This window comes from Roseovarius nanhaiticus, assembly GCF_900156535.1.
In the GTDB taxonomy this organism is placed as follows: domain Bacteria; phylum Pseudomonadota; class Alphaproteobacteria; order Rhodobacterales; family Rhodobacteraceae; genus Roseovarius; species Roseovarius nanhaiticus.
Genome location: NZ_FTNV01000003.1, coordinates 393,040 through 416,234, shown reverse-complemented (window position 1 = coordinate 416,234; position 23,195 = coordinate 393,040). Strand labels below are relative to the sequence as shown.

The 23,195-nt window shown below is 62.3% G+C and carries 22 protein-coding genes and 1 tRNA gene; 8 read left to right on the top strand and 15 right to left on the bottom strand.

The annotated features are described in order from the left end of the window. The first annotated feature begins 3 nt into the window (after positions 1 to 3). Entirely contained in the window at positions 4 to 564 is a 561-nt protein-coding gene (gene ilvN / locus BW975_RS15160; protein WP_076535140.1) for an acetolactate synthase small subunit, read from the top strand. A gap of 68 nt (positions 565 to 632) precedes the next feature. Here ilvN and BW975_RS15155 read toward each other — a convergent pair whose 3' ends face one another. Next, positions 633 to 974, bottom strand: coding sequence for a hypothetical protein (locus tag BW975_RS15155; protein ID WP_076535139.1), 342 nt, complete (start codon positions 972 to 974; stop codon positions 633 to 635). 368 nt (positions 975 to 1,342) lie between these two features. Between BW975_RS15155 and BW975_RS15150 the strand changes: the two genes are divergently transcribed. The 4 genes from BW975_RS15150 to BW975_RS15135 all read left to right on the top strand — a co-directional run bounded on the left by BW975_RS15150 (position 1,343) and on the right by BW975_RS15135 (position 4,073). Then, complete coding sequence (locus BW975_RS15150) at positions 1,343 to 2,164, top strand: helix-turn-helix domain-containing protein (protein ID WP_076535138.1); 822 nt, start codon at positions 1,343 to 1,345, stop codon at positions 2,162 to 2,164. 121 nt (positions 2,165 to 2,285) lie between these two features. Continuing rightward, positions 2,286 to 3,446: an aromatic ring-hydroxylating oxygenase subunit alpha gene (locus BW975_RS15145; protein WP_418314385.1), complete on the top strand. Its 1,161-nt coding sequence runs from the start codon at positions 2,286 to 2,288 to the stop codon at positions 3,444 to 3,446. Then, a complete protein-coding gene (locus BW975_RS15140; protein ID WP_076535136.1) occupies positions 3,443 to 3,658 on the top strand; it encodes a hypothetical protein in 216 nt (71 codons plus the stop codon). The genes BW975_RS15145 and BW975_RS15140 overlap by 4 nt, the downstream gene beginning before the upstream one ends. 79 nt (positions 3,659 to 3,737) lie before the next feature. Then, positions 3,738 to 4,073 (top strand): DUF3140 domain-containing protein, encoded by a 336-nt coding sequence (locus BW975_RS15135; RefSeq protein WP_076535135.1) that lies wholly within the window; start codon positions 3,738 to 3,740, stop codon positions 4,071 to 4,073. A gap of 67 nt (positions 4,074 to 4,140) precedes the next feature. On the opposite strand, the gene prfB is transcribed toward BW975_RS15135, so the two are convergent. The 3 genes from prfB to BW975_RS15120 form a co-directional block, all read right to left on the bottom strand. Further along, positions 4,141 to 5,265 carry a peptide chain release factor 2 gene (gene prfB / locus BW975_RS15130; protein ID WP_076535134.1) on the bottom strand — a complete coding sequence of 375 codons (1,125 nt, stop codon included), beginning with the start codon at positions 5,263 to 5,265 and terminating at the stop codon, positions 4,141 to 4,143. 109 nt (positions 5,266 to 5,374) lie between these two features. Further along, positions 5,375 to 7,891, bottom strand: coding sequence for a penicillin-binding protein 1A (locus BW975_RS15125; protein WP_076535133.1), 2,517 nt, complete (start codon positions 7,889 to 7,891; stop codon positions 5,375 to 5,377). Between the two features lie 121 nt (positions 7,892 to 8,012). Continuing rightward, positions 8,013 to 9,233: an N-acetylmuramoyl-L-alanine amidase gene (locus BW975_RS15120; protein WP_092746249.1), complete on the bottom strand. Its 1,221-nt coding sequence runs from the start codon at positions 9,231 to 9,233 to the stop codon at positions 8,013 to 8,015. A gap of 192 nt (positions 9,234 to 9,425) precedes the next feature. Between BW975_RS15120 and BW975_RS15115 the strand changes: the two genes are divergently transcribed. Further along, a complete protein-coding gene (locus BW975_RS15115; RefSeq protein WP_076535132.1) occupies positions 9,426 to 10,760 on the top strand; it encodes a M48 family metalloprotease in 1,335 nt (444 codons plus the stop codon). A gap of 43 nt (positions 10,761 to 10,803) precedes the next feature. Next, entirely contained in the window at positions 10,804 to 11,652 is an 849-nt protein-coding gene (locus BW975_RS15110) for a DsbA family protein (RefSeq protein ID WP_083687133.1), read from the top strand. Positions 11,653 to 11,736: 84 nt separating this feature from the next. Here the strand turns inward: BW975_RS15110 and ispG are convergent, their stop codons facing one another. From ispG to hemA, 3 genes are all read right to left on the bottom strand, one after another. Continuing rightward, entirely contained in the window at positions 11,737 to 12,867 is a 1,131-nt protein-coding gene (gene ispG, locus BW975_RS15105; RefSeq protein ID WP_076535131.1) for a flavodoxin-dependent (E)-4-hydroxy-3-methylbut-2-enyl-diphosphate synthase, read from the bottom strand. Positions 12,868 to 12,977: 110 nt separating this feature from the next. Continuing rightward, positions 12,978 to 14,234 (bottom strand): helix-turn-helix domain-containing protein, encoded by a 1,257-nt coding sequence (locus BW975_RS15100; RefSeq protein ID WP_170846586.1) that lies wholly within the window; start codon positions 14,232 to 14,234, stop codon positions 12,978 to 12,980. Positions 14,235 to 14,346: 112 nt separating this feature from the next. Next, positions 14,347 to 15,570, bottom strand: a complete 1,224-nt coding sequence (gene hemA / locus BW975_RS15095) for a 5-aminolevulinate synthase (RefSeq protein ID WP_076535281.1) — start codon at positions 15,568 to 15,570, stop codon at positions 14,347 to 14,349. A gap of 256 nt (positions 15,571 to 15,826) precedes the next feature. Between hemA and BW975_RS15090 the strand changes: the two genes are divergently transcribed. Further along, entirely contained in the window at positions 15,827 to 17,224 is a 1,398-nt protein-coding gene (locus BW975_RS15090; RefSeq protein WP_076535130.1) for a M20/M25/M40 family metallo-hydrolase, read from the top strand. Positions 17,225 to 17,266: 42 nt separating this feature from the next. On the opposite strand, the gene BW975_RS15085 is transcribed toward BW975_RS15090, so the two are convergent. The 8 genes from BW975_RS15085 to BW975_RS15050 all read right to left on the bottom strand — a co-directional run bounded on the left by BW975_RS15085 (position 17,267) and on the right by BW975_RS15050 (position 23,176). After that, positions 17,267 to 17,343 (bottom strand) — tRNA-Arg (locus tag BW975_RS15085). A gap of 78 nt (positions 17,344 to 17,421) precedes the next feature. Beyond that, complete coding sequence (locus tag BW975_RS15080) at positions 17,422 to 18,642, bottom strand: cysteine desulfurase (protein WP_076535129.1); 1,221 nt, start codon at positions 18,640 to 18,642, stop codon at positions 17,422 to 17,424. Beyond that, positions 18,642 to 19,238, bottom strand: a complete 597-nt coding sequence (locus BW975_RS15075; RefSeq protein ID WP_170846587.1) for a Yip1 family protein — start codon at positions 19,236 to 19,238, stop codon at positions 18,642 to 18,644. Before BW975_RS15075 ends, BW975_RS15080 begins: the two co-directional genes overlap by 1 nt. Then, complete coding sequence (locus BW975_RS15070) at positions 19,235 to 19,720, bottom strand: YIP1 family protein (RefSeq protein WP_076535280.1); 486 nt, start codon at positions 19,718 to 19,720, stop codon at positions 19,235 to 19,237. Before BW975_RS15070 ends, BW975_RS15075 begins: the two co-directional genes overlap by 4 nt. After that, positions 19,720 to 21,006 carry a SufB/SufD family protein gene (locus BW975_RS15065; protein WP_076535127.1) on the bottom strand — a complete coding sequence of 429 codons (1,287 nt, stop codon included), beginning with the start codon at positions 21,004 to 21,006 and terminating at the stop codon, positions 19,720 to 19,722. Before BW975_RS15065 ends, BW975_RS15070 begins: the two co-directional genes overlap by 1 nt. Then, positions 21,006 to 21,761 (bottom strand): Fe-S cluster assembly ATPase SufC, encoded by a 756-nt coding sequence (sufC, locus tag BW975_RS15060; RefSeq protein WP_076535126.1) that lies wholly within the window; start codon positions 21,759 to 21,761, stop codon positions 21,006 to 21,008. The genes BW975_RS15065 and sufC overlap by 1 nt, the downstream gene beginning before the upstream one ends. A 36-nt stretch (positions 21,762 to 21,797) precedes the next feature. Further along, positions 21,798 to 22,397: a hypothetical protein gene (locus BW975_RS15055; protein ID WP_076535125.1), complete on the bottom strand. Its 600-nt coding sequence runs from the start codon at positions 22,395 to 22,397 to the stop codon at positions 21,798 to 21,800. Continuing rightward, a complete protein-coding gene (locus BW975_RS15050) occupies positions 22,394 to 23,176 on the bottom strand; it encodes an FkbM family methyltransferase (protein WP_244512579.1) in 783 nt (260 codons plus the stop codon). The genes BW975_RS15055 and BW975_RS15050 overlap by 4 nt, the downstream gene beginning before the upstream one ends. Positions 23,177 to 23,195 lie beyond the last annotated feature (19 nt).

The window sequence follows — 23,195 nt, the reverse complement described above, 5'->3', positions numbered from 1 at the left end:
TAAATGTCCGCACTCAAGATCAAGAAAGGCTCGAACAAGCATTCGGCCTACAACCTGCGTCCCAACTTTTCGGATGTGGAAGAGCGCCATACCCTGGCCGTTCTGGTCGATAACGAGGCCGGCGTGCTGGCGCGGGTCATCGGGCTTTTCTCGGGCCGGGGGTATAATATCGACAGCCTCACCGTGGCCGAAATCGACCACGAAGGCCATATGAGCCGCATCACCATCGTCACCACCGGAACGCCCCAGGTGATCGAGCAGATCAAGGCGCAGCTGGGCCGGATCGTGCCGGTCCACGGCGTCAACGACCTGACGGTCGAAGGCCGCGCGGTCGAGCGGGAGCTGGCGTTGATGAAGGTGATCTGCACCGGTGACAAGCGTGTCGAGGCGCTGCGCCTGGCGGATATTTTCCGGACCAACGTCGTGGATTCGACCCTCGACAGCTTTACCTTTGAAATCACCGGGACGTCGGAAAAGATCGATGCCTTTGCGGATCTGATGCGCCCGTTGGGCCTTTCTGATCTTGCCAGAACAGGCATCGCTGCCCTGCCCCGCGGCAGCTAGAAAAACGCGGCCCTACAAGAAAAAGGGCGGGCTGGCAGGCCCGCCCTTTCCAATTTCGGCGGGTACATTCAGGCGTAGGCGGCAACGCGCGCGTCGTGAAACCGAATGACGTTGGCGGCATGATCGCTATTGGCCGCGCGCCGTGGGCTGGCCTTCAGGACGCCCAATTTTGCACCTGCTTTTTTCAGCTCGGTGCACAGCGTCGGATGGCTGCGCTGCGTGATCAGGCGCGGCGTGTCGGCCAGACGCATCTCGCCAGTGTCGCGCAGATCGAACTCGACCAGATCGCCCGCAGCCATCGCCGCATCACCACCTTCAGCGCCGCGATAGAAGGCCAGATCACCATGATCCTCGCACCAGATAACCGCGCGATTTTGCCGTTGATCAGTCCAAAGAACGACACCGTACATGTAAGCCACCCCCAAATAATCTGCCCAGTCGCGGCACCAGGCGCCGCTGTTCTTGCGTTCCCGGACTGTCCGCGTTATCCGCCTTCTCTGTCCGGGATTTGTCCCATTAACCAAAATGTCGTTTTTGCGCGATGGGGGCTATCGCGGAATCGCCGGACGAGATGATCCATTTGTGTCACGAGTCGCAAAATATGACGCCAAGTAGCGTCACATACCGTGACAACATGTACCAAACATGGTGAGGTGGCATGATCGGATGCGAAATTGACCGGAAAGGTGTACGACCATGAGCCTTCGCCGACCCGAAAACCTCCAAACCCAATCAGTACACGGCGCAGCGCGCCGTAGGCCCTGATACGGCAGCCAAGATGGCAGATTTGCACAGCCCACAGGCCAATCGCGACGCCGACCCGGCCCGTATCCGCGCCATTTTCGGAGAAAACCTGCGCAAACTCAGCGCTGATTATCCCTCCATCGCCGGACTGTGCCGCGATTTGGGAATCAACCGCACCCAATTCAACAGGTATCTGACCGGCGAGAGTTTTCCGCGGCCCGATGTGCTCGACCGGATCTGTCAGTTCTTTGGCACCGACGCGCGTATCCTTCTGGAACCCGCAGATAGCCTGCGCAATGCCTCATTCGACTTGCTGGATCACCCCGCAGTCGCCGGTTTTTTCGGCAAAGAGCCGGTAACGGTGCCCGAGGATCTCTTTCCCAGCGGTATCTACCGCTTCGTCCGGCGCAGTTTTGTCGATGAAACGCTCTTTGTGCGCGGCCTGATCTATATTCACCGACAAGACGGCTACACCTTCCTGCGCGGGTCCGAGCCGCTGGACGCGCTGCGCCGACAGGGCCTCTCGACCGCGCGCCACGACCGCGAATTCCGTGGCATTGTCCTGCGACAGGAAGAGGGCATCATGATCCTCGTCACGCATCGCAATTCGCTGGCCTGCTCGTTCAACTTCCTGGCGCCAGAAACCTCGTTCCAGTCGAACCTCTGGGAAGGCTATGTCACCCGCACAGTGCGCGAAAAGATCGCCGGCATCCGCGCGGCCCGCATGGTCTACGAGCATCTGGGCGGAAATACCGCCGCGATCCTTGCCGCCGCGCGCGGGAAATCCCTCGTTGGCCTCGACGACCTCCCTCCCTTTCACGCCCGTCTCCTGCGCCTCGATCAGCCATTTCGCTGAGGGCGCGTCCGATTTCCTTGCGGCGGCGCTGTCGCCTTGAGGCAATCGCTGTCGCGAATTGGCGGTCTCGCCGTGTGCGCCGCGTCATACTGGTGCCACGACACCACCGAGATCGGAGAGCATTGCCATGACCGTGACCGACCTGAGTTCCGTGCGCGCGCCAGTCGAGACCGCCAATGGCCTGCCGAATGCGCATTACGTCGATCCCGCAGTCTTCGAGGAGGAAAAGCACGCCCTGCTCTACTCCCAATGGGCCGGCCTCGCGGTGGGCGCCGACGTTCCCGATCCGGGCGATGCCGTACCAATCACCTTTCTCGGGATGCCGCTCTTGCTTCTGCGGGACAAGGACGGCGATGTACGCGTCTTTCAGAACATCTGCCGCCATCGCGGCATGATCCTGGTCGAAGAGCCCCGCAAGATCGAGGGCGCGATCCGCTGCCCCTATCACTCTTGGTGCTACTCGACCAAGGGCGCGCTTGTCTCGACCCCTCATGTGGGCGGACCGGGGCAAAATACCCACCCGGCCATCAAGCGTAGTGAATTAGGCCTCATCGAGGTTCGCAGCCACATCTGGCGCGACGTCGTCTGGATCAATGTCTCGGGCGACGCGCCCGATTTCGAAGAAGCGATGGCCCCCATCATCCATCGCTGGCGCGAGTTTGACCTGCCGGTGCATCACGGCGGCGCAGGCAGCCGCTTTACCCTTGAGGTTCAGACAAACTGGAAACTCGCGGTCGAAAATTACTGCGAGAGCTACCATCTGCCCTGGGTTCATCCCGGCCTCAACAGCTATTCACGCCTCGAGGATCACTACCATATCGAGGAGCCGGGCGCCTTCTCCGGCCAGGGCACGATGGTCTATCGCCAGCTCACCAACGAAAACGGCGACACTTTCCCAGATTTCGCCGATGTCGGCGCCAAGTGGAACGAGCAGGCCGAATATATTGCGGCCTATCCCAATGTGCTCCTTGGGGTGCACCGCGACCATGCCTTCGCCATCATTCTCGAGCCAAAAAGCCTCGAACGCACGGCCGAGCATATCCATCTCTATTACGCCGAGCCGGGCATCGACGAGGGGCTAAAGGCGCGCAATTCCCAACTCTGGAAGACGGTCTTCGAAGAGGACATCTTCGTTGTCGAGGGCATGCAGAAGGGCCGACACGTAACCAGCTTCGATGGCGGTCGCTTCTCACCCGTCATGGACAGCCCGACCCATTGCTTCCACGCCTGGGTCGCAGGCAAGGTCGAGGCGCATCGCGGCGCGGCCAAGGCGGCGGAATGAGCGGCGATCTGCACAGCCGGATGCTCGCCGCCCATGAGGGGCCGGATCACGCCGCGCTGATCGCGCTTTATACGGAGGCAGCAGATAGCGCCAACGATCTCGACGCATCCTGCTTTTTCCTGACGCATGCCTATGTCTTCGCGCTCGAGGCAGGCGCGCCGCAAGCGCGGCACTTGCACGGGCGCCTTGCCAGATACGGGCGCGAAGAATAAGCGCGGTCAGCGCATGGGATGAAACCCATTTGTCCCCGGGCGGGTTGCTTTGCAAAGCCACAGCAAAGGAGCCTCCGGCATGTCCTCATCCAAATCCCGCGATCAGATCTGGGACGAATGGCGCAATCTGGTCAATATGGCGCCAAAGGAACTCGAAGAATTCCTCGAGACGGAAGAGTCGAAATCCGTCGGTGACAGTGAAAGCGGCGAGTCCACTGGACACGCCTCGGGCCGGCGCATCGTCAAGATACTGCGCACCAACAAGGACGATCTGTCAGAGGATCAGTGGGACCACATGGCGAAGGTCACGGGCTACATCAAACGCCACACCGCGCAGGGCGGCCCCGACGAGGATGTGAAGCATTCCGACTGGCGCTACTCACTGATGAACTGGGGCCACGATCCGCTGAAATAGCACCGTCGTCCTATTTTCATCTTGGTAAAAATACTCACATTCCCGCACGAATGCCGGGGCGCTGGCATCACTCGCCTTGCGCCTCGGCCCGGCTCTTGCCGCTGACGTTCATCGCCAGTGTCGCGGCCATGAACTGATCGAGATCGCCGTCCAGAACGCCCTTGGTGTCGGATGTCTCGACCTGCGTCCGCAGATCCTTGACCATCTGGTAGGGCTGCAGAACGTAGGAACGTATCTGGTTGCCCCACCCCGCATCGCCCTTGGCATCATGCGCCTCGTTGATGGCTGCATTGCGGCGGTCCAGCTCCAGCTGATAAAGCCGCGATTTCAGCGCCTTCATGGCGATATCCCGGTTCTGGTGCTGAGATTTCTCGGACGAGGTCACGACGATCCCTGTGGGATGGTGCGTGATCCGCACCGCCGAGTCAGTGGTGTTGACGTGCTGGCCGCCCGCGCCCGAGCTGCGATAGGTGTCGATGCGGATATCAGCGGGGTTCACCTCGATCTCGATGTCGTCATCGACCACCGGATAGACCCAGACCGAACAAAAGGACGTGTGCCGTTTGGCCGCGCTGTCGAAGGGGCTGATGCGGACAAGACGGTGCACCCCCGATTCCGATTTGAGCCATCCATAGGCATTGTGCCCGCTGATCTTGTAGGCGGCCGATTTGATCCCCGCCTCGTCGCCCGACTGCTCGGACTGCAACTCCACCGTATAGCCGCGCTTTTCGGCCCAGCGGACATACATCCGCGCTAGCATGTTGGCCCAATCACAGCTTTCGGTGCCGCCCGCACCCGCGTTGATCTCGAGGAAGGTGTCGTTGGCATCCGCCTCGCCGTTCAGCAGCGCTTCCAGCTCCTTCGCCGCGGCCCGCTTTTTCAGCGCCTTGAGGGCGGTTTCGGCCTCGGTGACAACATCGGCGTCACCCTCGGCCTCGCCCATCTCGATCAGTTCGATATTGTCCGACAACTCGCTTTGAATGCTGTCATGAGTTTCCAGCGCATCGACCAGAGACTGGCGGTCGCGCATCAGTTTCTGCGCCTTGGCAGGATCATCCCACAGGCCAGGATCTTCGACACGCGCGTTGAATTCCTCCAGCCGGTGCTGGGCCGTCTCCCAGCCAAGGCGCTGCCGCAGCAGCTCCAGCGAGGTATTGATGTCCTGAGTGATATTCTGAATTTCAGCGCGCATTCGGGCCTTCCCAACATGATCTTTCGCCTGATACCGCAGCGCGCCCGCACGGGCAAGGCGCGCTGACCTGCGCCGGTGGCGCGGGCCAGTCGCATTCCAGCGCTGCGCGTCAGTACAAGCCGCCCGAACTCATCGAGCCGAAGGTCGCCTTTTGCCCGACCTGCCCCGTGCCGCCGCCCGAGGTGGTCACGTCGCGCACCGTTTCACTCTCGCCATCGTCATAGAGATCCAGATCGGTCCCCATCGCAAAGCCGCCATCGAAGGCCAGACCGAAGATCGGATCTTCGCCATCGCGGAAATATTCGGCTACGACACTGGGTCCAGAGGCGCTGTCAGGCAGGCGCGCACCGGTGAAACGGTCGATCTTGATGAAATGGCCGCCCGGCGGCACTGCGAATTCGCCGCCGCCGTATTTCGCGGTCGCTTTGCGCATGAACTGGGTAAAGACCGGCCCACACATGCCCGCACCATAGGCGCCACGGCCAAGGCTGCGCGGCTGGTCATAACCGATATAGCAGCCCGCGACGATATTGCTGGTAAAGCCCACGAACCAGACGTCGCGCGCATCATTGGTGGTGCCCGTCTTGCCCGCCACGGGCACGGACAGATTGACATTGCCCGCCGCTGTGCCCCGATCGACGACCCCCTTCATCATCGAGGTAAGCTGATAGGCGGTGATCGCGTCGATCACGCGGCTGCGGTTCGATACGATGCGCGGACTGCGGCCCGGCGCGAGTGTAGGATCATCGCAATCCGCGCAGACACGCGGATCGTGGCGATAGACGGTCCGACCATAACGGTCCTGCACGCGGTCCACCAAAGTCGGCTCCACCCGCTCGCCGCCATTGGCGAACATCGCGTAAGCTGCAACCATACGAAAGACGGTCGATTCTTCGGATCCCAGCGCGTTGGCCAGGAACGGTCCCATATTGTCATAGACGCCGAACCGCTCGGCATAAGCGGCGACGGTGTCCATACCCACCTCCTGCGCGAGGCGAACGGTCATCAGGTTCCGAGATTGCTCGATCCCGGTGCGCAGGGGCGTCGGTCCGTAGAACTTGTTGGACGAATTTCGCGGCCGCCAAAGGCCTTGCGGCGTGTTCACTTCGATCGGGGCGTCGACCACGATTGTCGCGGGGCTATAACCACTGTCCAGCGCCGCGGCATAGACAAAGGGTTTGAAGCTGGAGCCGGGCTGACGCTTGGCTTGCGTGGCGCGGTTGAATACCGAATTCTGGTAGGAAAAGCCGCCCTGCATGGCGATCACACGGCCTGTGTTGACGTCCATCGCCATAAAACCGCCCTGAACCTGCGGTACCTGCCGCAGCGTCCAGCGCACGAATGCCCCCTCGTCGGTCATGCGGCGCACATGCACCACCTGGCCTACTTTGAAGGTCTCCTGGAAATTGCCGGGCAACCAGCCGATATCGTCGCGGGGGATAACTTGCGGCTCGGCCTCGGACGCCTCGACACCTTCGATACCGATGCGCATCTGCTGATCTTCGATCCCGAGAATCACGGCGGGATACCATTGGCTGTCCAGCTGCACGTCGCGGGCGACATCAACCTCGGCCAAAGCGGCGCGCCACGCCTCTTCGCTCTCCAGCGCCTCGGGCGGGATGGATTTGCCGGTCCCGCGCCAACGGCCCAGATTGCGGTCGTATTCCTCCAGCTTGTTCTGCAGCGCCAGCGCCGCCTCGACCTGCATCTCGGGGTCGATCGTGGCACGCACCGAAAAGCCGCCGGAAAAAAATTCGCCCTCGCCGAAATCGCGGCTCAGCTGGCGGCGGATCTCGTCGGTGAAATAGTCGCGCGGGGGCAGATTGGCCGAGAACGGCTCGTAATCGCCGTTTTGCACGCTGCGCAGCGGCTGTGCGACCTCGCTGTCATAGACTTCGCGCGTGATATAACCGTTCTGGCGCATCTCGCGCAGCACGAAGTTGCGCCGCTCCAGCAGGCGGTCCGCGTTGCGCACCGGGTGGAAATCGCTAGGCGCCTTGGGCATGGAGGCCAGGAACGCCGCCTCATGCGGGGCAAGCTCGCCCAGCGACTTGTTGAAATAGGTCTGCGCAGCGGCGGCCACGCCATAACTGTTCTGCCCCAGGAAAATCTCGTTGAGATAGAGCTCGAGGATCTTTTCCTTGTCGAGCGCCTCTTCGATCCGCGTGGCGAGGATGATCTCCTTGATCTTGCGCTCGATCTTGCGGTCGCCCGAAAGAAGGAAGTTCTTGACCACCTGCTGCGGGATGGTCGACGCACCGCGCACAGTGCGCCCGCGCGTCTGAACTGCCTCGACGGCGGCGGCGGCGATGCCCCGCGCGTCATAGCCACCATGGGTATAGAAATTCTTGTCCTCGGCCGAGATGAACGCCTCTTTCACCAGCGCAGGGATTTCCTCGGCAGGCGTGTAAAGGCGTCGCTCGCGGCTGAATTCGTCGATGATCCGCCCCTCGCCCGAGAAAATGCGGCTGATCGTCGGAGGCGTGTAATTCGCAAGGCTCTCATGCGATGGCAGATCGCGCCCGTAGATATAGAAGATCGCGCCAATGCTGAGCGCGATCATCATGATACCCATGGTGATCAGGCTAAAGATCGAGCCGAAGAATGTCAGGATATGTCGAAGCACGCGCGTCCCTTCTCAGACGTAATTCCTGCCCGTATAGGCGCGCCCGCGCCTCACGTCAAAACACAAGCGCGCCAGTGCGCGCGCCGATCCGCGCATCGCGCCCGGCAATGACTGGCGGCGCCTACTGACGCACCAGATCGGCATTGGCCGCATCCGCGATCATCCAGGCGCCGATCCCGTCCGCGATGGCCTGCGCCATGCGCCCGCGCCATTCAGGATCGGTCAGATTATTCAGATCACGGCCATTCGACAAAAAGCCCAGCTCCAGCAAAAGAGACGGAATATCCGGCGATTTCAGGACGGAAAAGCTGGCCGTGCGGATCGGCTTGGAGTTGACCGGCAGCGCGCCCTCCTCCAGCCCGATCAGCAGCGCACGCGCCAACAGGTCGGCGCGCGGCTGTGTCTCCATCCGGGCCAGATCCATCAGCACGTCGGCCACCACATCATCCGTCCCGCTGAGATCGAGCCCCGCCAGCATGTCGGCGCGGTCATGCCGCTCGGCCAGCGCGGCGCTTGCCGCATCGCTAGCGTCCTTGCCCAGCTTGTAGATCGTGGCGCCGCGCGCGCGCCCCTCGCCCAGCGAATCCGCATGGAGCGACAGGAACAGATCGGCCTCGGCGGCATGGGCGATGGCCACGCGCCGCTCGAGCGAGACAAAACTGTCATCCTCGCGCGTCATCACCACTTGGGTGTCGCCGCGCCTTAGCAGCGCCTCTTTCAGCACGCGCGCGAAGGCCAGCATCACGTCCTTCTCCAGCGTCTCGCCCTCGCCCGCGCCCGGATCGATGCCGCCATGACCCGGATCGAGCACGATCACCAGATCGCCATCCCCCTTCGCCTCGGGCCGCGCGCCCGTATCCGCCGGCTCGGGCAAGTCCCAGCCCGGCTGCTCGGGCACGCCCGCGCCTGCGGCGAAGACCTCCGCCGTAGTCTCCTCCAGCAAAAGGTGCAGCTCGGCCCCGGCGCCGTTCGGATCGCTGGTCAGCCCCGCCTGTGCCAGCGCGTATGGGCCGGCCAGCTCCAGCACCATGCGCGACCAGCCGGGGCGAAAGCCGCCGACGCGCGCCGAGGTGACCAGATCCGTCTGCACCAATTCCGGTCCGAGCGTTCCGGCCCAGTCCACCTCGCGAAAATCGACAACGATCCGCGGCGGCGCATCCAGACTGAAGATGCGGAACGGCACGCCCTGGCTCAGCGCCAGAACAGCGCTGATATCGCCGCGCCGCTCGGTAATGGCGCTCGCCTCTGGATCGAGGCGGGCCAATGCGCCGAAATCGCTTTGTTGTGCTGCCGCCGCGGTGCCAAGCACCCACAAGGCAGCCGCACCCATCCAAGTTTTCATCTGTGCAAGATCCATGCCTGAAGCGCCGTTCTGCCCGCGCCGTTTGGCGGCACTCTAGCACCAGCGCGGCGCGCCGCCCAGCCCATCACGATCAGCGGAGCGGCGCTGGCAGGTCTTGATGCGGGGCAAGGTTTCTTTCTAGACTGCACCTCTCAAGGACGCTCGGTTTTCACAATTCGGCAGGGCCACAACATGCGCCAAATTCGCCAGTTTTCGGCCCTCATGGCGTTTGCCCTGACAGTGACGGTCGTCTGCGCGGCACAGCCTGCCCGCGCCGTAACCCTGCTGCGCGATCCGGGCATCGAGTACGCGCTGGGGCAATTGGCCGCGCCCATCCTGCAAGCGGCGGGTCTGAACCCGACACGCACCGATATTCTCATCATCGACGAGCGCAAGTTGAACGCCTTTGTCGTGGACCGCGACACGATCTTCATCAATTCGGGCCTTCTGCTCAAGATGGAGACCCCCCAAATGCTGCAATCGGTGATCGCGCATGAAGCGGCCCATATCGCAAATGGTCATCTGGTACGCCGCCCGCAGAACATCCGCAACGCGCGCACCGCCGCGGGCCTCGGCATGGCATTGGCCGCGGCGGCGGGTGCCGTATCGGGCAGCGGCGCCGCAGCTTTGGGAATCGCGGCGGGCGCACAAGGAACGGCGCAGCGCCTGCTTTTCTCGCATACCCGCGCCGAGGAGAGCAGCGCCGATAACGCCGCCGTCGCCTATATGGTACGTGCGGGCCGCGACCCATCCGGCGCCGTTGCGGTCATGGACATCTTTCGCGGGCAAGAGGCCCTCTCGGCCGCGCGGCAGGATCCCTATGCGCGCACGCATCCCATGTCGGCCGACCGGGTGCGTGTGCTCCAGCGTTTGACAGCCGCCTACGCGGGCAAGACCCCGGCCAGCAACGCCGATCTTTATTGGTTCGCCCGCGCCAAGGGCAAGCTGTCGGCATTTCAACGCAGCCCGAAATGGACCCTCAACCGCGCCGCCCGCGAAGGATTTGCCGATGTCGGCCTTATGCAGCAGGCGGTCGCATGGCACCGCCAGTCGAACCTGCGCAAGTCCATAGCCGCGATGGACCGCGCCATAGCCGCGCGCCCCAACGATCCCTTCTACCACGAGCTGCGCGGCCAGATCCTGATGGAAAGTCGGCAGTTCGACGCAGCCATCAATGCCTACGCGCGCGCCGTGAACCTCGCACCCGACAATGCGCTCATCCTTGGCTCATACGGGCGCGCCCTGGTCGCGCAAGGCCAATACGGCAAGGCGTTGCAAGTGCTGGAAAAGGCACGCGGACGTGACGGGCGCGATGCGCGCGTGATGCGCGATCTGGCGGTCGCCTACGCGCGCGGCGGACAGAACGGCATGGCCTCGCTGGTCACGGCCGAGCGCTATGCGATGCAAGGCCGAATGGAGGATGCGCAGCTACATGCCCAGCGAGCCTCGGGCCTCCTGCCTAACGGGTCGGGTGGTTGGCAACGGGCGCAGGATGTGCTTTCTGCCGCCAAGACCGCAGGGCGCTAGGAATGCGCCCGGCCCATCCCTTATCCCAACGGAGAGCAATCCGATGAACCGCACAGCCATTGTAACCGGAGTAGGCGTCATCGTCGTCGGTGCCGCCCTGACCGCCTTGTTCACCGGCGACGACGCGCCCGCGCCCGCCGAGGACGAGATCAGCAGCGCGCAAGCGTCCGCACCCGAGACCGAGACCGCGGAGGCCGCGATCACGGCACCGGCAGCAGCACAGAGCACGGAAATGGACGATGACGCCTTTGGCGAACGTGTCCGCGCCTACCTCTTGCAGAACCCGGAGGTCATATTCGAGGCCGCAGCCGTGATGGAGCAGCGCCAGCAAGAGCTTCAAAGCGCCAACGATACCGACCTCATCCAGCAGCACGCAGACGCACTGTTCAGCGACGAGAATTCCTGGGTCGGCGGCAATCCCGAGGGCGATGTCACCATCGTCGAGTTCATGGATTACCGCTGCGGCTATTGCCGACGCGCCTTTCCCGAGGTCGAAGAGCTGATCGCCTCCGATGGTAATATCCGTTTGATCGTCAAGGAATTCCCCATTCTGGGCGAGCAGTCCACGGTCGCCTCTCGCTTTGCGATCGCGACCCTGCAACAGCTGGGAAGTGACGCTTACAAGGCGGTCCACGACGCGATGATGACCTACAAGGGCGACATGGCGGTCCCCGCCCTCGCCGGTCTGGCCGACGATCTGGGCCTCGATGCCGAAGCGATCACCGCGCATATGGATGATGACAGCGTCACGCAGGTCATCGACGAAAATCGTGCTCTCGGCCAAGCCCTCCAGATCTCGGGTACGCCCTCCTTCGTGATGCAAGACCAGATTCTGCGCGGCTACATCCCGCTGGAAGGCATGCAGGAAATCGTCGAAGACGTGCGCGGGTAACGCCCGCTTGACGACAAAGCAAAAGCCCCGCCTCGGATCAACCGGGGTGGGGCTTTTGCGTTTTGGCGCTGGACTGGCGCGGCGTCACTCGGCAGCGGCCACCTCGACCTCGCCCGCCTCGATCTCGGCGGCGCGCTTTTCCACCTGCTCGACGATATGCTCGATCATCTGCTCATTGCTCAGCTTGTGGCTCTGCTTGCCGGCCAGATAAACCATTCCGGACCCCGCGCCGCCTCCGGTGAATCCGACATCGGTCATCAGCGCCTCGCCCGGCCCATTCACGACACAGCCGATGATGCTGAGGCTCATGGGCGTCTTGATATGTTCCAGCCGCTGCTCCAATGCTTCGACAGTCTTGATCACGTCGAAACCCTGCCGCGCGCAGCTGGGGCAGCTGATGATGTTGACGCCCCGGTGCCGCAGACCCAGCGATTTCAGGATCTCAAAGCCCATCTTGACCTCTTCGACCGGATCCGCGCTCAGGCTGACTCGGATCGTGTCACCGATACCGGCCCATAGAAGGTTGCCCATGCCGATGGCCGATTTGACCGTGCCGCTGATCAGCCCGCCCGCCTCGGTGATCCCAAGATGGATGGGCGCGTCCGTCGCATCGGCCAGCTGTTGATAGGCGGCAGCGGCCATGAAGACATCGGACGCCTTCACGCTGATCTTGAATTCGTGGAAATCGTTGTCCTGAAGAATGCGGATATGCTCCAGCCCGGATTCGACCATCGCATCCGGGCATGGCTCGCCGTATTTTTCCAGCAGATGCCGCTCGAGGCTGCCCGCGTTGACGCCAATGCGGATCGAACAATTGTGATCGCGTGCCGCCGCAATCACATCGCGCACCCGATCGGGGCTGCCGATATTGCCCGGGTTGATGCGCAGACAGGCCGCGCCTGCCTCGGCTGCCTCGATCCCGCGCTTGTAGTGAAAATGAATGTCGGCGACGATGGGCACCGGGCTCTCGAGGACGATATCCTTCAAGGCCTTGGAAGACGCCTCGTCAGGGACCGAAACGCGGACGATATCCGCACCTGCATCCGCCGCCGCCTGGATCTGAGCCACTGTGCCGGCCACATCGGTGGTCGCCGTATTTGTCATGGTCTGCACGGAAATGGGCGCACCGCCACCTACCGGCACGCTGCCAACATGGATCTGACGGCTCTGGCGCCGTTCGATGTGGCGCCACGGACGGATAGAATAGAGAGACATGTGCGGTCCTTCCTCCGGCGGAAAGTGCCGCCGGGCCTGCGTTCATCTCACCAGATAGGACAGCGGGGCGCCAGCTTCAATCGTCTTGGCGAAGCGCGTGGGTGCAGGTGTTACTCGGATGCCGGCGGCACTGCCGGTGCGGTAAGATCGCTACCCAACTCGGCGACGTAACGCTCCAGATCGGAATCCCGCGCCAGGTCGGCCACGTCCAGGGTGCCGGTCAGATCTCCGGGCGCAAGCGCGATGTTCGACGAGACCGAGCCGCGCGGGCCGGCAGGCCCATAATGTGCGCCTGCAACCTTGAAATAGATCGCCCCCGACTCGCCCACGCGAAGCGTTGGCGGCACCTCGGTTTGCGGCACATCGTAGGTGTCGCCTGCGTTCATGACGCCCTCAAAGATCACGGTGCCATCGGCAGAGCGCACGCGCACCCACGCCGGACGCACAGCGACCATCTGCACTTCGGTGGGGGCATCGGCCACGACCTGCGGGCTGATGATGGACGCGATAGCGGCATCAATCGCATTCGGCTCGGCGCTGACATCGGTGGCGCTCGGCTCGGCGGAGGCTACAGAGACGCCAGGCAGCGTGCCGCCTTGCATCGGGTCAAGAGTCGAGATCGGCCCGTCGCGTGCCACGAGCACCGGCACGTCCAGCGCCTCGGGGCGATAGAGGCGATCCAGCGTGTCACCTTCGGGCGCGCCAAGCCCAACGGTGGCGACATCGTCCTGCGAGGCTGTCTCGGCTCGGCGGGTCTGGACACCTGCAAGCGGGTCCAGATCGGCCAGAACGTCCGGCGTGTTTTCGACCGGGGTCACCTGAACGCGCTGCACCTCGTTCAGAACACTCCACCCACCGTAGCCGATGGCACCGATCAGTGCGACCAGAACGGCGACCGATCCGATGGCCCCCGGCTCGATCCGGGAAAGAACGCTCTCGCTGGCGGGAATGAAAGGCGTGCTCGGCGCTGTCAGGCGTGCGTCACCCCGGCCCGTTGCGCGCGGAATTGGAGTGTCGCTGCGCCGCACCGAGGATGCGGCTGCGGACATGCCATGCGCGATGGAAAACCCGCTTTCGGTGCAGAAGGTCGCAAAGGCACGGTCGGGGTCCATTCCGAGATAACGCGCGTATGAGCGCACGTAACCGGGAATGAAGCCGGGTGTGTCAAAGGCGTCGGGATTGGCGTTTTCAATGGCGGCAACATAACTGGCTTTGATGCGCAGCTCGCGCTCGACGTCCAGCAGCGATTTGCCCATGGTGGCACGTTCGCCTCGCATGAGGTCGCCAAGCCGCAGGTCAAACGAGTCGAAGCCACGCGGCTCGGTCTCTTCAATCGCGCTCTTTCGCGAAAACCTGCGCAAAATCATGCAAACTGCCCCTCAATGCTCTGAAGTCTTGGATCGAATGTCCCGATTCGACCGTGACCTTTGTTTTCAGGCAAGCTAGCACAGCACAATACCTTTTGCACCATTTTGGCGGTCAGGCGCTCATCTCGGCACGATTTAGCGCACAGTGACTCCAGAGCGCATCCATCGCAGTTACGAGCTTGTCGATCTCTTTGGGTCCGTGCACCGGTGACGGGGTAAAGCGCAACCGCTCGGTCCCGCGCGGCACCGTGGGGAAGTTGATCGGCTGCACGTAAATGCCGTAGCCCTCAAGCAGCATGTCACTGAGTTTCTTGGTATGTTTGGGATCGCCCACCATCACGGGCACGATATGGCTACCATGATCGATCAGCGGCAAACCCATGCCCTTCAGACGCAGTTTAAGGATCTTGGCCTGCGTCTGATGCCGCTCGCGCAGGGTCTGATCACGCTTGAGAAAGGCGACGCTGGCAGCGGCGCCGGCGGCCACGGCAGGCGACAGCGACGTGGTAAAGATGAACCCGGGCGCATAGCTGCGCACCGCGTCGCACATCTTGGCCGAGGCGGCGATATAGCCGCCCATGACGCCATACGCCTTGGCCAGCGTGCCGTTGATGATATCGATCCGGTGCGCGAGGCGGTCACGCTCGCTTACGCCACCGCCGCGCGGGCCGTACATGCCCACCGCGTGAACCTCATCGATATAGGTCAATGCGCCAAACTCGTCAGCCGCATCGCACAGCGCCTCGATCGGGCCGAAATCGCCATCCATCGAATAGACGCTCTCGAACGCGACCAGCTTGGGCGCGGCAGGGTCATCGGCGGCCATCAGCTCGCGCAGATGCTCAACGTCGTTGTGACGGAACACCCGCTTGGCCCCGCCATTGCGGCGCACCCCCTCGATCATCGAGGCGTGGTTCAGCGCGTCGGAGTAGATGATGAGACCGGGAAACAGCTTGGGCAGCGTGCTGAGCGTTGCGTCATTGGCGATGTATGCGGACGTGAAGAGAAGCGCCGCCTCCTTGCCATGAAGGTCGGCCAGCTCGGCCTCAAGCCGCTTGTGATAGACGGTGGTTCCCGAAATATTGCGCGTGCCGCCAGAACCGGCGCCGGTCGCGTCGATCGCCTCATGCATCGCGCTCAGCACCTCGGGATGCTGGCCCATACCCAGATAGTCATTGCCGCACCAGACGGTGATGTCGCGCTCGGACCCGTCGGGCGCCGTCCACACTGCATGCGGAAACTGCCCGCGCCGCCGTTCAATATCGATGAAGGTGCGATAACGCCCCTCCTCGTGTAGGCGGCCCAAGGCCTCGTCCAGTTTGGCGGTATAGTCGATCGGCTGATCCAAGTGCGGATCCTTTCCTGGGTCTTGCCCGGCACCTTTCCTGGGCCGAGGCAGGCCGCACAACATGGCGGCACCTGAGATATAACGGTGATATAGCCACCACGTTTTCGTTGCAACAGGGTACAGATTGACGCGTCGCACACCGTTGATCCAAATCAATGAACGCACCTTTTCCGTTCTCCGGCTGGACAGCCGGGCGCACGCTGATAGGGTCGCCGCAAATTTCCTTAAATGAGGCGCCCCAAAGATGTCCCTGAACGACGTTCTCACCCGTATTGACGCCGCGATGCCCGAGGCGACCGGGCGCCTTTTGGAATTTTTGCGCATCCCCTCCATTTCAACCGATCCAGCCTATGCGGACGCATGCCAAGATGCCGCCGACTGGCTGGTCTCCGATCTGCAAAGCATTGGAATAGACGCGGAAAAGCGCAAGACGCCCAAGCATCCAATGGTCGTGGGCCACGCAGGCCAGGACGCGCCCGAGGGCGCGCCGCATTTGCTGTTTTACGGGCATTATGATGTCCAGCCGGTCGATCCTTTGCCGCTCTGGACGCGCGACCCCTTTGACCCTGCGATCGAGCAGACGCCCAAGGGCGAGGTGATCCGAGGACGCGGCACATCCGATGACAAGGGTCAGCTGATGACATTCGTCGAGGCCTGCCGCGCCTGGAAAGAGGTCAACGGCACCCTGCCCTGCCGCATCACGTTTTTCTTCGAAGGCGAAGAGGAATCAGGCTCGCCCTCTCTGGTGCCGTTCATGCAGGAAAACGCGGACGAGCTGCGCGCCGATATCGCGCTGATCTGCGACACCGGACTTTTCCAGTCGAAAACGCCGGCCATCGTCACCATGCTGCGCGGCATGGTGAGCGAGGAGGTCACAATCACCGGCCCCGACAAGGATTTGCATTCCGGCTTTTTCGGCGGCATTGCGGCCAACCCGATCCGGGTTCTGGCCAGCGCGCTGGCCGGTTTGCACGACGATACGGGCCGGGTCACCCTGCCCGGTTTCTATGACGGAATTCCCGATCTCGCCCCCGAGGTGCGCGCGCAATGGGAGGGGCTCGGCTTTGATCATGCGCAGTTTCTTGGCGATGTGGGCCTGTCGCGCCCTGCGGGCGAAGACGGACGCATGCCGCTCGAGATGATCTGGTCACGCCCTACCGCTGAGGTGAATGGCATTTGGGGCGGTTACACGGGCGACGGTTTCAAAACCGTGCTACCCAGTCAGGCCAGCGCCAAGATCAGCTTTCGCCTGGTCGAGGGGCAGGATCCGGACAAGATCCGCGATGCCTTCCGCGCCCATGTGCATGCCGCCTTGCCCGAAGATTGCAGCGCCGAATTCACCGCGCATGGCAACAGCCGCGCCGGGATCATGGACATCTCGGACCCCGCATTCGAGGCAGCGCGCGCGGCGCTCAGCAATGAGTGGCCGGAAGAGGCCGCCTATGTCGGCTGCGGCGGGTCAATCCCGATCGCCGGCCATTTCGGAGAGATCCTCGGCATGACGGCGATGCTCATCGGCTTTGGTAAGGATGACGACGCGATTCACTCGCCGAACGAGAAATACGACATGGAAAGCTTCCACAAAGGCACGCGCAGTTGGGCGCGCATCCTCGACGCGCTCTCGAATACCAAATCGAAATAGTGGTCTGAAACCAGATACTTACGCGTCGAAACGAAGGCGAAGTGGCGCACCCAATAGGATTCGAACCTATGGCCTCTGCCTTCGGAGGGCAGCGCTCTATCCAGCTGAGCTATGGGTGCCTGAGGCGGGATATACCTGCGCCGCCGCGCGCCCGCAACGGATAAATCCGTCGGAAATTCCGTTGCAGGCGCGGCTGGTCAGGCAAAAAGATCGTGGCACAGTTCCAGCGCGTCGATCAACGCGTCGACTTCAGCCTCTGTGTTATAGACGCCAAAGGACGCGCGGCATGTCGCAGCGAGGCCAAGGTGGTCCATAAGCGGCGCCGCGCAATGCTGGCCCGCTCGAACGGCCACGCCCTTCTTGTCCAAGATGGTCGAAATGTCGTGCGCGTGGCCTGCGCCATCCATGGTAAAGCTGAAAATCGCCGCCTTGTCAGGCGCATGGCCCTGAACCTGAAGCCAGTTCAGCCCGGCCAGTCGCTGATCCGCGTAATCGCGGATGCGGTTTTCATGGGCGGCGATATTCTCCATCCCCAGATCCATCATGTAGTTCAGCGCAACGCCAAGCCCGATGGTCTGAACGATGCCGGGCGTGCCCGCCTCGAACTTCATCGGCGCGTCGTTATAAACCACGTTCTCCTTGGTGACCTCGCGGATCATGTCGCCGCCACCCATGAAGGGGCGCATTTCCTCCATCCGCTCACGGCGCACATAGATCGCGCCCGAGCCTGAGGGGCCATAGAGCTTGTGACCCGTGATGGCGTAGAAATCACAGCCCAGATCGTCGACATTGACGGGCATGTGCACGGCGGCCTGGCTGCCATCCACCAGGACCGCGACACCTTTGGCACGGGCGGCGGCGCAGATCGCCTTTACATCAACTTTGGTCCCCAAAACATTGGAAAGATGCGAGATTGCAACCAACTTCGTCTTGGGTCCAATCGCGTCGATGACCTTCTGCGCGTCCAGCGCGCCGTTCATATCCGTATCTACCCATTTCAGCACCGCGCCCTGCCGCTCGCGCAGGAAATGCCACGGCACGATATTGGCGTGGTGCTCCATCACGCTCAGCACCACCTCGTCACCCGGCTCGAACCGGGGCATGGCCCAGCCGTAGGCGACCATGTTGATCCCCTCGGTCGTGCCGGAATTGAGGATGATCTGACTTTCGTCCGCCACATTTAGAAACCGCGCGATAATGCCGCGCACGCCCTCGTACTTCTCGGTGGCGAGGTTACTGAGGTAATGCAAGCCCCTGTGAACATTGGCATATTCATGGCTGTAGGCTGTGTTCATCGCGTCGATGACGACTTGCGGCTTTTGCGCCGAGGCGCCGTTGTCCAGATAGACCAGCGGCTTGCCGTTCACCTCGCGCTTGAGGATCGGGAAATCCGCGCGCACTTCGTTCACATCGAGCATCACGCCCCTCCTACGACAAGCGCGCCAAGCACGCCAAAGATAGCCGACAGGCCCACCAGCACCCCGAGAAATCCGAGGATGACCGCGCCTGCAGCCTTGAAAACATTGCCGAATTCATGCGCCTCGTCCACGAAGATGACCAGGATGACAAGCCCCCAAACCGACGCGACCAGAACCAGAATCAACCCGGCAAGCGGCAAAGCCAGCATGAGCACAATAAGTGCCAGCTGCACGACGAGACGTAGAAGCTGTAGCCACGCAATCAACGCCAGAATGTCTTTTACTGCAGCCTTGCCGCCCATCAACTGCCCTACCCAAGACAGCACGACAATCGTCAAGACCAGCGCCCCGATCAGAAACATCGTGAACGCAAGCGGCGACTGCAGAGCGGCAGGCATCATGGGGGCCGCCCCGCCCTCGCCCGGTCCGCCGATCTGCAGCACGACCGAATAGACCAACCCGTTGAGCACGCCCATAAGGACGAGCGCGGTCCAAAGCCAGTCCCGAGGCAGATCTAGCGCCAGAATACGCGCCGCCGCATCGCGCGGCGCGCTCAATGTCTGGCGGAAAAGATCCACCGCGAATGCCGTATTCATGCCTTGCCCCATTCCGCCTCGCGCAATCCAAGCCCCCAAAAGGCGGCAAACACTGCAAGCCATATGGCCCCGACCGCAGTCAGGCCCGGTCCGGGCCCGATAAAGCCAGCCACCAACCCATGCAGCAGCACCAATGGGCTGGAGGCCAGAAGCGCCCAGAAAAGCGCGAGCCGCGCGCCAAACCCGGTGCCACGAGCGCGAAACGCCTTGGCGATCCAATGACTGAGCAACGCGATTGCATAAAGGATCAGCGGCGCGATGAAGGCCCACGCCAGCAACGCTCCCCCCAATAGCGGGTTCAATTCCTGCTCGGTCAGATACGCCTCGCGCGCCAGTCGCGGCCACTGCGCGATAAACATCACGACGCAGCCTGCCATGAGGATCGCGAGCGCCCGCCCCTCATTCTCGCCCATGGCGAGCAGGCGGCGCATCACGGCCCGAGGGCCGCGATACGTAGCCGCGATGTCGCGTGTGACTGCCATCAGCCGCGCCGCCGCTCCAGCCATCCTTCGAGCAGCGACTTGATCTCTTCCTGCAAGGTCTCGTCCTCGATCTCGTCAACCGCCTCGGCCAGAAAGGCCAGTGTCAGCAGGTCGGTTGCGATCGCCTTGGGCACACCGCGCGCCCGGAGGTAATACATCGCGTCTTCGTCAATCGCCCCGGAGGTCGAGCCGTGCGAGCAGATCACGTCATCGGCATAGATCTCGAGTTCGGGTTTGGCCAAGAACTGGCTGTCTTCGTCGAGCAAAAGCGATTGGCTGATCTGATAGCCGTCGGTCTTCTGCGCGCCGGCTTTTACCAGGATCTTGCCTTGAAAAACCCCGGTTGCGCCGTTGCGCAATACTTTCTTGAAGACCTGCCGGCTTTCGCATCGCAGCGCATCGTGGGTCACGAAAACGGTATCGTCGTCGTGAAACGCGCCATCCCCCATCGAGGCGCCCGCGACATGCGCAGTTGCGTCATCGCCCAGTAGCTCGATGATGCACTCATTGCGTGTCAGCGCGCCATTGGCCGTCATGGTGAAGGATTTGAAGATGCTTTCGGTACCCAACCGCGCAAAGAGATGCGTCGCAGCCCGGCGCTCATGATCGCGCCCTTGGGTACGCACATGGTGGAAGGTGGCGCCATCGCCCACCTCAACCTCAAGCACGTCGTTGAAGCGTGCCGCCGCCGGACCGTTTTCCAGCAGGGTCATCCGCGCACCGGCGTCCAGCTTGATCACATGGTGAAGCATCGCGTCGGAATCCTTTGATTCGTGGCGATAAATCAGGTTGATCGGCTTGTCGGCCTCACCTGTGACATGGATCAGCACACCGTCCTGCGCCGCCGCTGTGTTGAGTGCAGCCAAGGGTCGCTCCACCGGCGTCTGGCCGCGCGCCTCGAGCGTTCCGTAGAGGTCGCGGGCCCAATGGATATCGGCCTTGGCGGACTCTGCGAGGCGCTCGATCTTGACGCCTTCCAAGGCAAGATCACTACTGGCCTCCGCATCAAAAACACCATCGACGAACACGATCTTGACCCGATCGATCTGGCCAAAAATCTCGTGCTCGTCCGGATGGAATGGCGCAGCGGGCGCCGCCTCGGGCTGCGTCAGCGTGTCAGGACGGGTGAATTTCCAGTATTCATCGCGCCGCTGCGGCAAACCCATCGCGCGGACACGTGACAGCGCATCATTCCGCGCGCCATCGAGCCATCCGCCGGGCTGGGGCAAGGTCAGTGCCTCCAGCCGCGCCTCGGTTGCGGTTTGCTTGGGTTTCGAAAGGGCCATTACGCCACCTCCGCCAGAATATCCGTGTACCCGTTCTTTTCGACCTCCAGGGCCAATTCGGGGCCACCCGATTTAATGATGCGTCCATCGGACATGATGTGCACGACATCCGGTTTGATGTGGTCCAAGAGGCGCTGGTAGTGTGTGATCACAAGAAATCCGCGGCCCTCGCTGCGCAGCGCGTTGACGCCGTCGGCAACCAGTTTCATCGCGTCCACGTCAAGACCCGAGTCGGTCTCGTCAAGGATGCACAACTTGGGCTCAAGAAGCGCCATCTGCAGGATTTCGTTGCGCTTTTTCTCACCGCCGGAGAAGCCGACATTGACCGGACGCTTCAGCATATCCGCGTCGATCTTCAGCTCCTTGGCCTTCTCGCGGATCAGCTTGAGGAAGTCCGCTGCGCTCATCTCCTCCTCGCCACGCGCCTTGCGCTGCGCGTTGAGGGCGGTGCGCATGAACGTCATGTTGCCGACACCGGGAATCTCGACCGGGTACTGGAACGCAAGGAAGAGACCCGCGGCCGCGCGCTCCTCGGTCTCCATGGCCAAGATATCCTGACCTTCAAGCGTCGCGGATCCTTTGGTGACCTCGTAACCATCGCGGCCCGACAGCACATAGCTCAACGTCGATTTCCCCGAGCCGTTCGGTCCCATGATGGCATGCACCTTGCCGGCCTCGACCGTCAGGTCCACACCCTTGAGGATGGTCTTATCCTCTTCTTCAAGATCGACGTGCAGGTTCTTGATCTCAAGCATCTTTTTTCCTTTCAACTCTGTTCACTCGCGGCCCGGTCAGGGCCGCATCATCATCTTGATTAATGGCAGCAGGCGATCTGCCGGGACTGCAATCGGCGCGACCTCGAATTCGGCCATGCGGCCGATAAGACGAGGCGCGCCCAAAAATTCCTCGATCGCGTGATACCCTTTGCGGCGACGGTAATCGTCCACCAGCACCGTCACAGGACGCGCCGTGCAAAAGGCCGTGGCCATGGCGCAGCCTGGCCTAAAACGCCCGTCCACCAACACCACATCTGGCTGCACGAAATCCACGCGTTGCCAGACGGCCAGGGGATAGTCCGGGTAGTGCCGCCAACCGGTGTCATCCACCGGACGGCCCCACTCCCCGGTCGGCCCGACGTCCGACCAGATCACATCCACCGTCGTGCCCGAAGCCGGTGGGGTCTGCGCCAGCCACGCCTGCATCATCTCGGCCCAAGCCTTGTCGCTCTCGACCGAAAACACCCGCTTTCCGGGCAGTTCCGAAGCCAGAACGGTCGAGCCGCCGCTGCCGTATTCAAGGATAACCTCCGCCGCCGCGTAGGCTTCCGCGACACGGGCAGCCTCCGCATCGGGCAGCGTCAGCTCAGGGCGCTGGATCAGCGTCTCGCTCATACCGCACCTCCGGGCATCACCAGATGGTTGCAGTTCCTGCGGCTGTGACGGACCGAATGGGCCACCTCGTAGGAATTGTGATCACACCACGTGGCGAACACGTCGGCGTTTTCTTCATCCACCTCGATCAAAATTGCGGGTCGATGCGTGCCAATCGTCTTGGCCAATCCAGAAAGCACTTTCATTTCCATGCCTTCCACGTCGATCTTGATCAGATCCGGCGTCTCACCCTCAAGCAAATCGTCGCCCGCATGAACCTCAAGAGCACCCTTGCCCTCGAACATCTTGGACGCGCCCAGATTTCGATCATGGCGCTTCATGCCAAACCCACTCGCAGCCCTATCGGACAGGCCTACACCGAGGCCGCCCATGTCGATTACACCCTCAAGCTGATTGATCAGGACATTCGCCATCAACGGGGCGATCGCAAGCGGGTTCGGCTCGAACACCACCACGCGCGCTGCCTTCATGCGCGTCGCAAAAAACAGCGCATGATTACCAACATTCGCACCAATATCAACGATATGCGCGCCACTCTTGATGTCGCGAGCAAGCAGATCCAACTCTTCGAGCTCAAAGAACTCTCCGCGCCGCCACGCGTTCTGGATTGGATCACGCGCCATGTTAAGGCACAGGCTCAGCCCCATTCGCGGGACATGCAGCACCTCGAACGGCGGAAAGGCCACTGGCTGGCCAGCAGCCAACGCATCAAACGCGGCCGGGGCATCGAAATACGTCTCGTCCGTACGCTCGGGCAGAGGCAGCACGACATCGTTCATCGTGCCGCCCCGCCGAGCC

Coding starts and splice junctions, on each gene's coding strand:
- BW975_RS15050 (WP_244512579.1), bottom strand. CDS start 23,176: ATGAACGATGTCGTGCTGCCTCTGCCCGAGCGTACGGACGAGACGTAT.
- ispG (WP_076535131.1), bottom strand. CDS start 12,867: ATGTCTCTCTATTCTATCCGTCCGTGGCGCCACATCGAACGGCGCCAG.
- BW975_RS15120 (WP_092746249.1), bottom strand. CDS start 9,233: ATGAAAACTTGGATGGGTGCGGCTGCCTTGTGGGTGCTTGGCACCGCG.
- BW975_RS15135 (WP_076535135.1), top strand. CDS start 3,738: ATGTCCTCATCCAAATCCCGCGATCAGATCTGGGACGAATGGCGCAAT.
- BW975_RS15115 (WP_076535132.1), top strand. CDS start 9,426: ATGCGCCAAATTCGCCAGTTTTCGGCCCTCATGGCGTTTGCCCTGACA.
- BW975_RS15150 (WP_076535138.1), top strand. CDS start 1,343: ATGGCAGATTTGCACAGCCCACAGGCCAATCGCGACGCCGACCCGGCC.
- BW975_RS15055 (WP_076535125.1), bottom strand. CDS start 22,397: ATGAGCGAGACGCTGATCCAGCGCCCTGAGCTGACGCTGCCCGATGCG.
- BW975_RS15070 (WP_076535280.1), bottom strand. CDS start 19,720: ATGGCAGTCACACGCGACATCGCGGCTACGTATCGCGGCCCTCGGGCC.
- ilvN (WP_076535140.1), top strand. CDS start 4: ATGTCCGCACTCAAGATCAAGAAAGGCTCGAACAAGCATTCGGCCTAC.
- sufC (WP_076535126.1), bottom strand. CDS start 21,761: ATGCTTGAGATCAAGAACCTGCACGTCGATCTTGAAGAAGAGGATAAG.
- BW975_RS15075 (WP_170846587.1), bottom strand. CDS start 19,238: ATGAATACGGCATTCGCGGTGGATCTTTTCCGCCAGACATTGAGCGCG.
- BW975_RS15080 (WP_076535129.1), bottom strand. CDS start 18,642: ATGCTCGATGTGAACGAAGTGCGCGCGGATTTCCCGATCCTCAAGCGC.
- BW975_RS15110 (WP_083687133.1), top strand. CDS start 10,804: ATGAACCGCACAGCCATTGTAACCGGAGTAGGCGTCATCGTCGTCGGT.
- BW975_RS15090 (WP_076535130.1), top strand. CDS start 15,827: ATGTCCCTGAACGACGTTCTCACCCGTATTGACGCCGCGATGCCCGAG.
- BW975_RS15065 (WP_076535127.1), bottom strand. CDS start 21,006: ATGGCCCTTTCGAAACCCAAGCAAACCGCAACCGAGGCGCGGCTGGAG.
- BW975_RS15100 (WP_170846586.1), bottom strand. CDS start 14,234: ATGATTTTGCGCAGGTTTTCGCGAAAGAGCGCGATTGAAGAGACCGAG.
- prfB (WP_076535134.1), bottom strand. CDS start 5,265: ATGCGCGCTGAAATTCAGAATATCACTCAGGACATCAATACCTCGCTG.
- BW975_RS15140 (WP_076535136.1), top strand. CDS start 3,443: ATGAGCGGCGATCTGCACAGCCGGATGCTCGCCGCCCATGAGGGGCCG.
- BW975_RS15155 (WP_076535139.1), bottom strand. CDS start 974: ATGTACGGTGTCGTTCTTTGGACTGATCAACGGCAAAATCGCGCGGTT.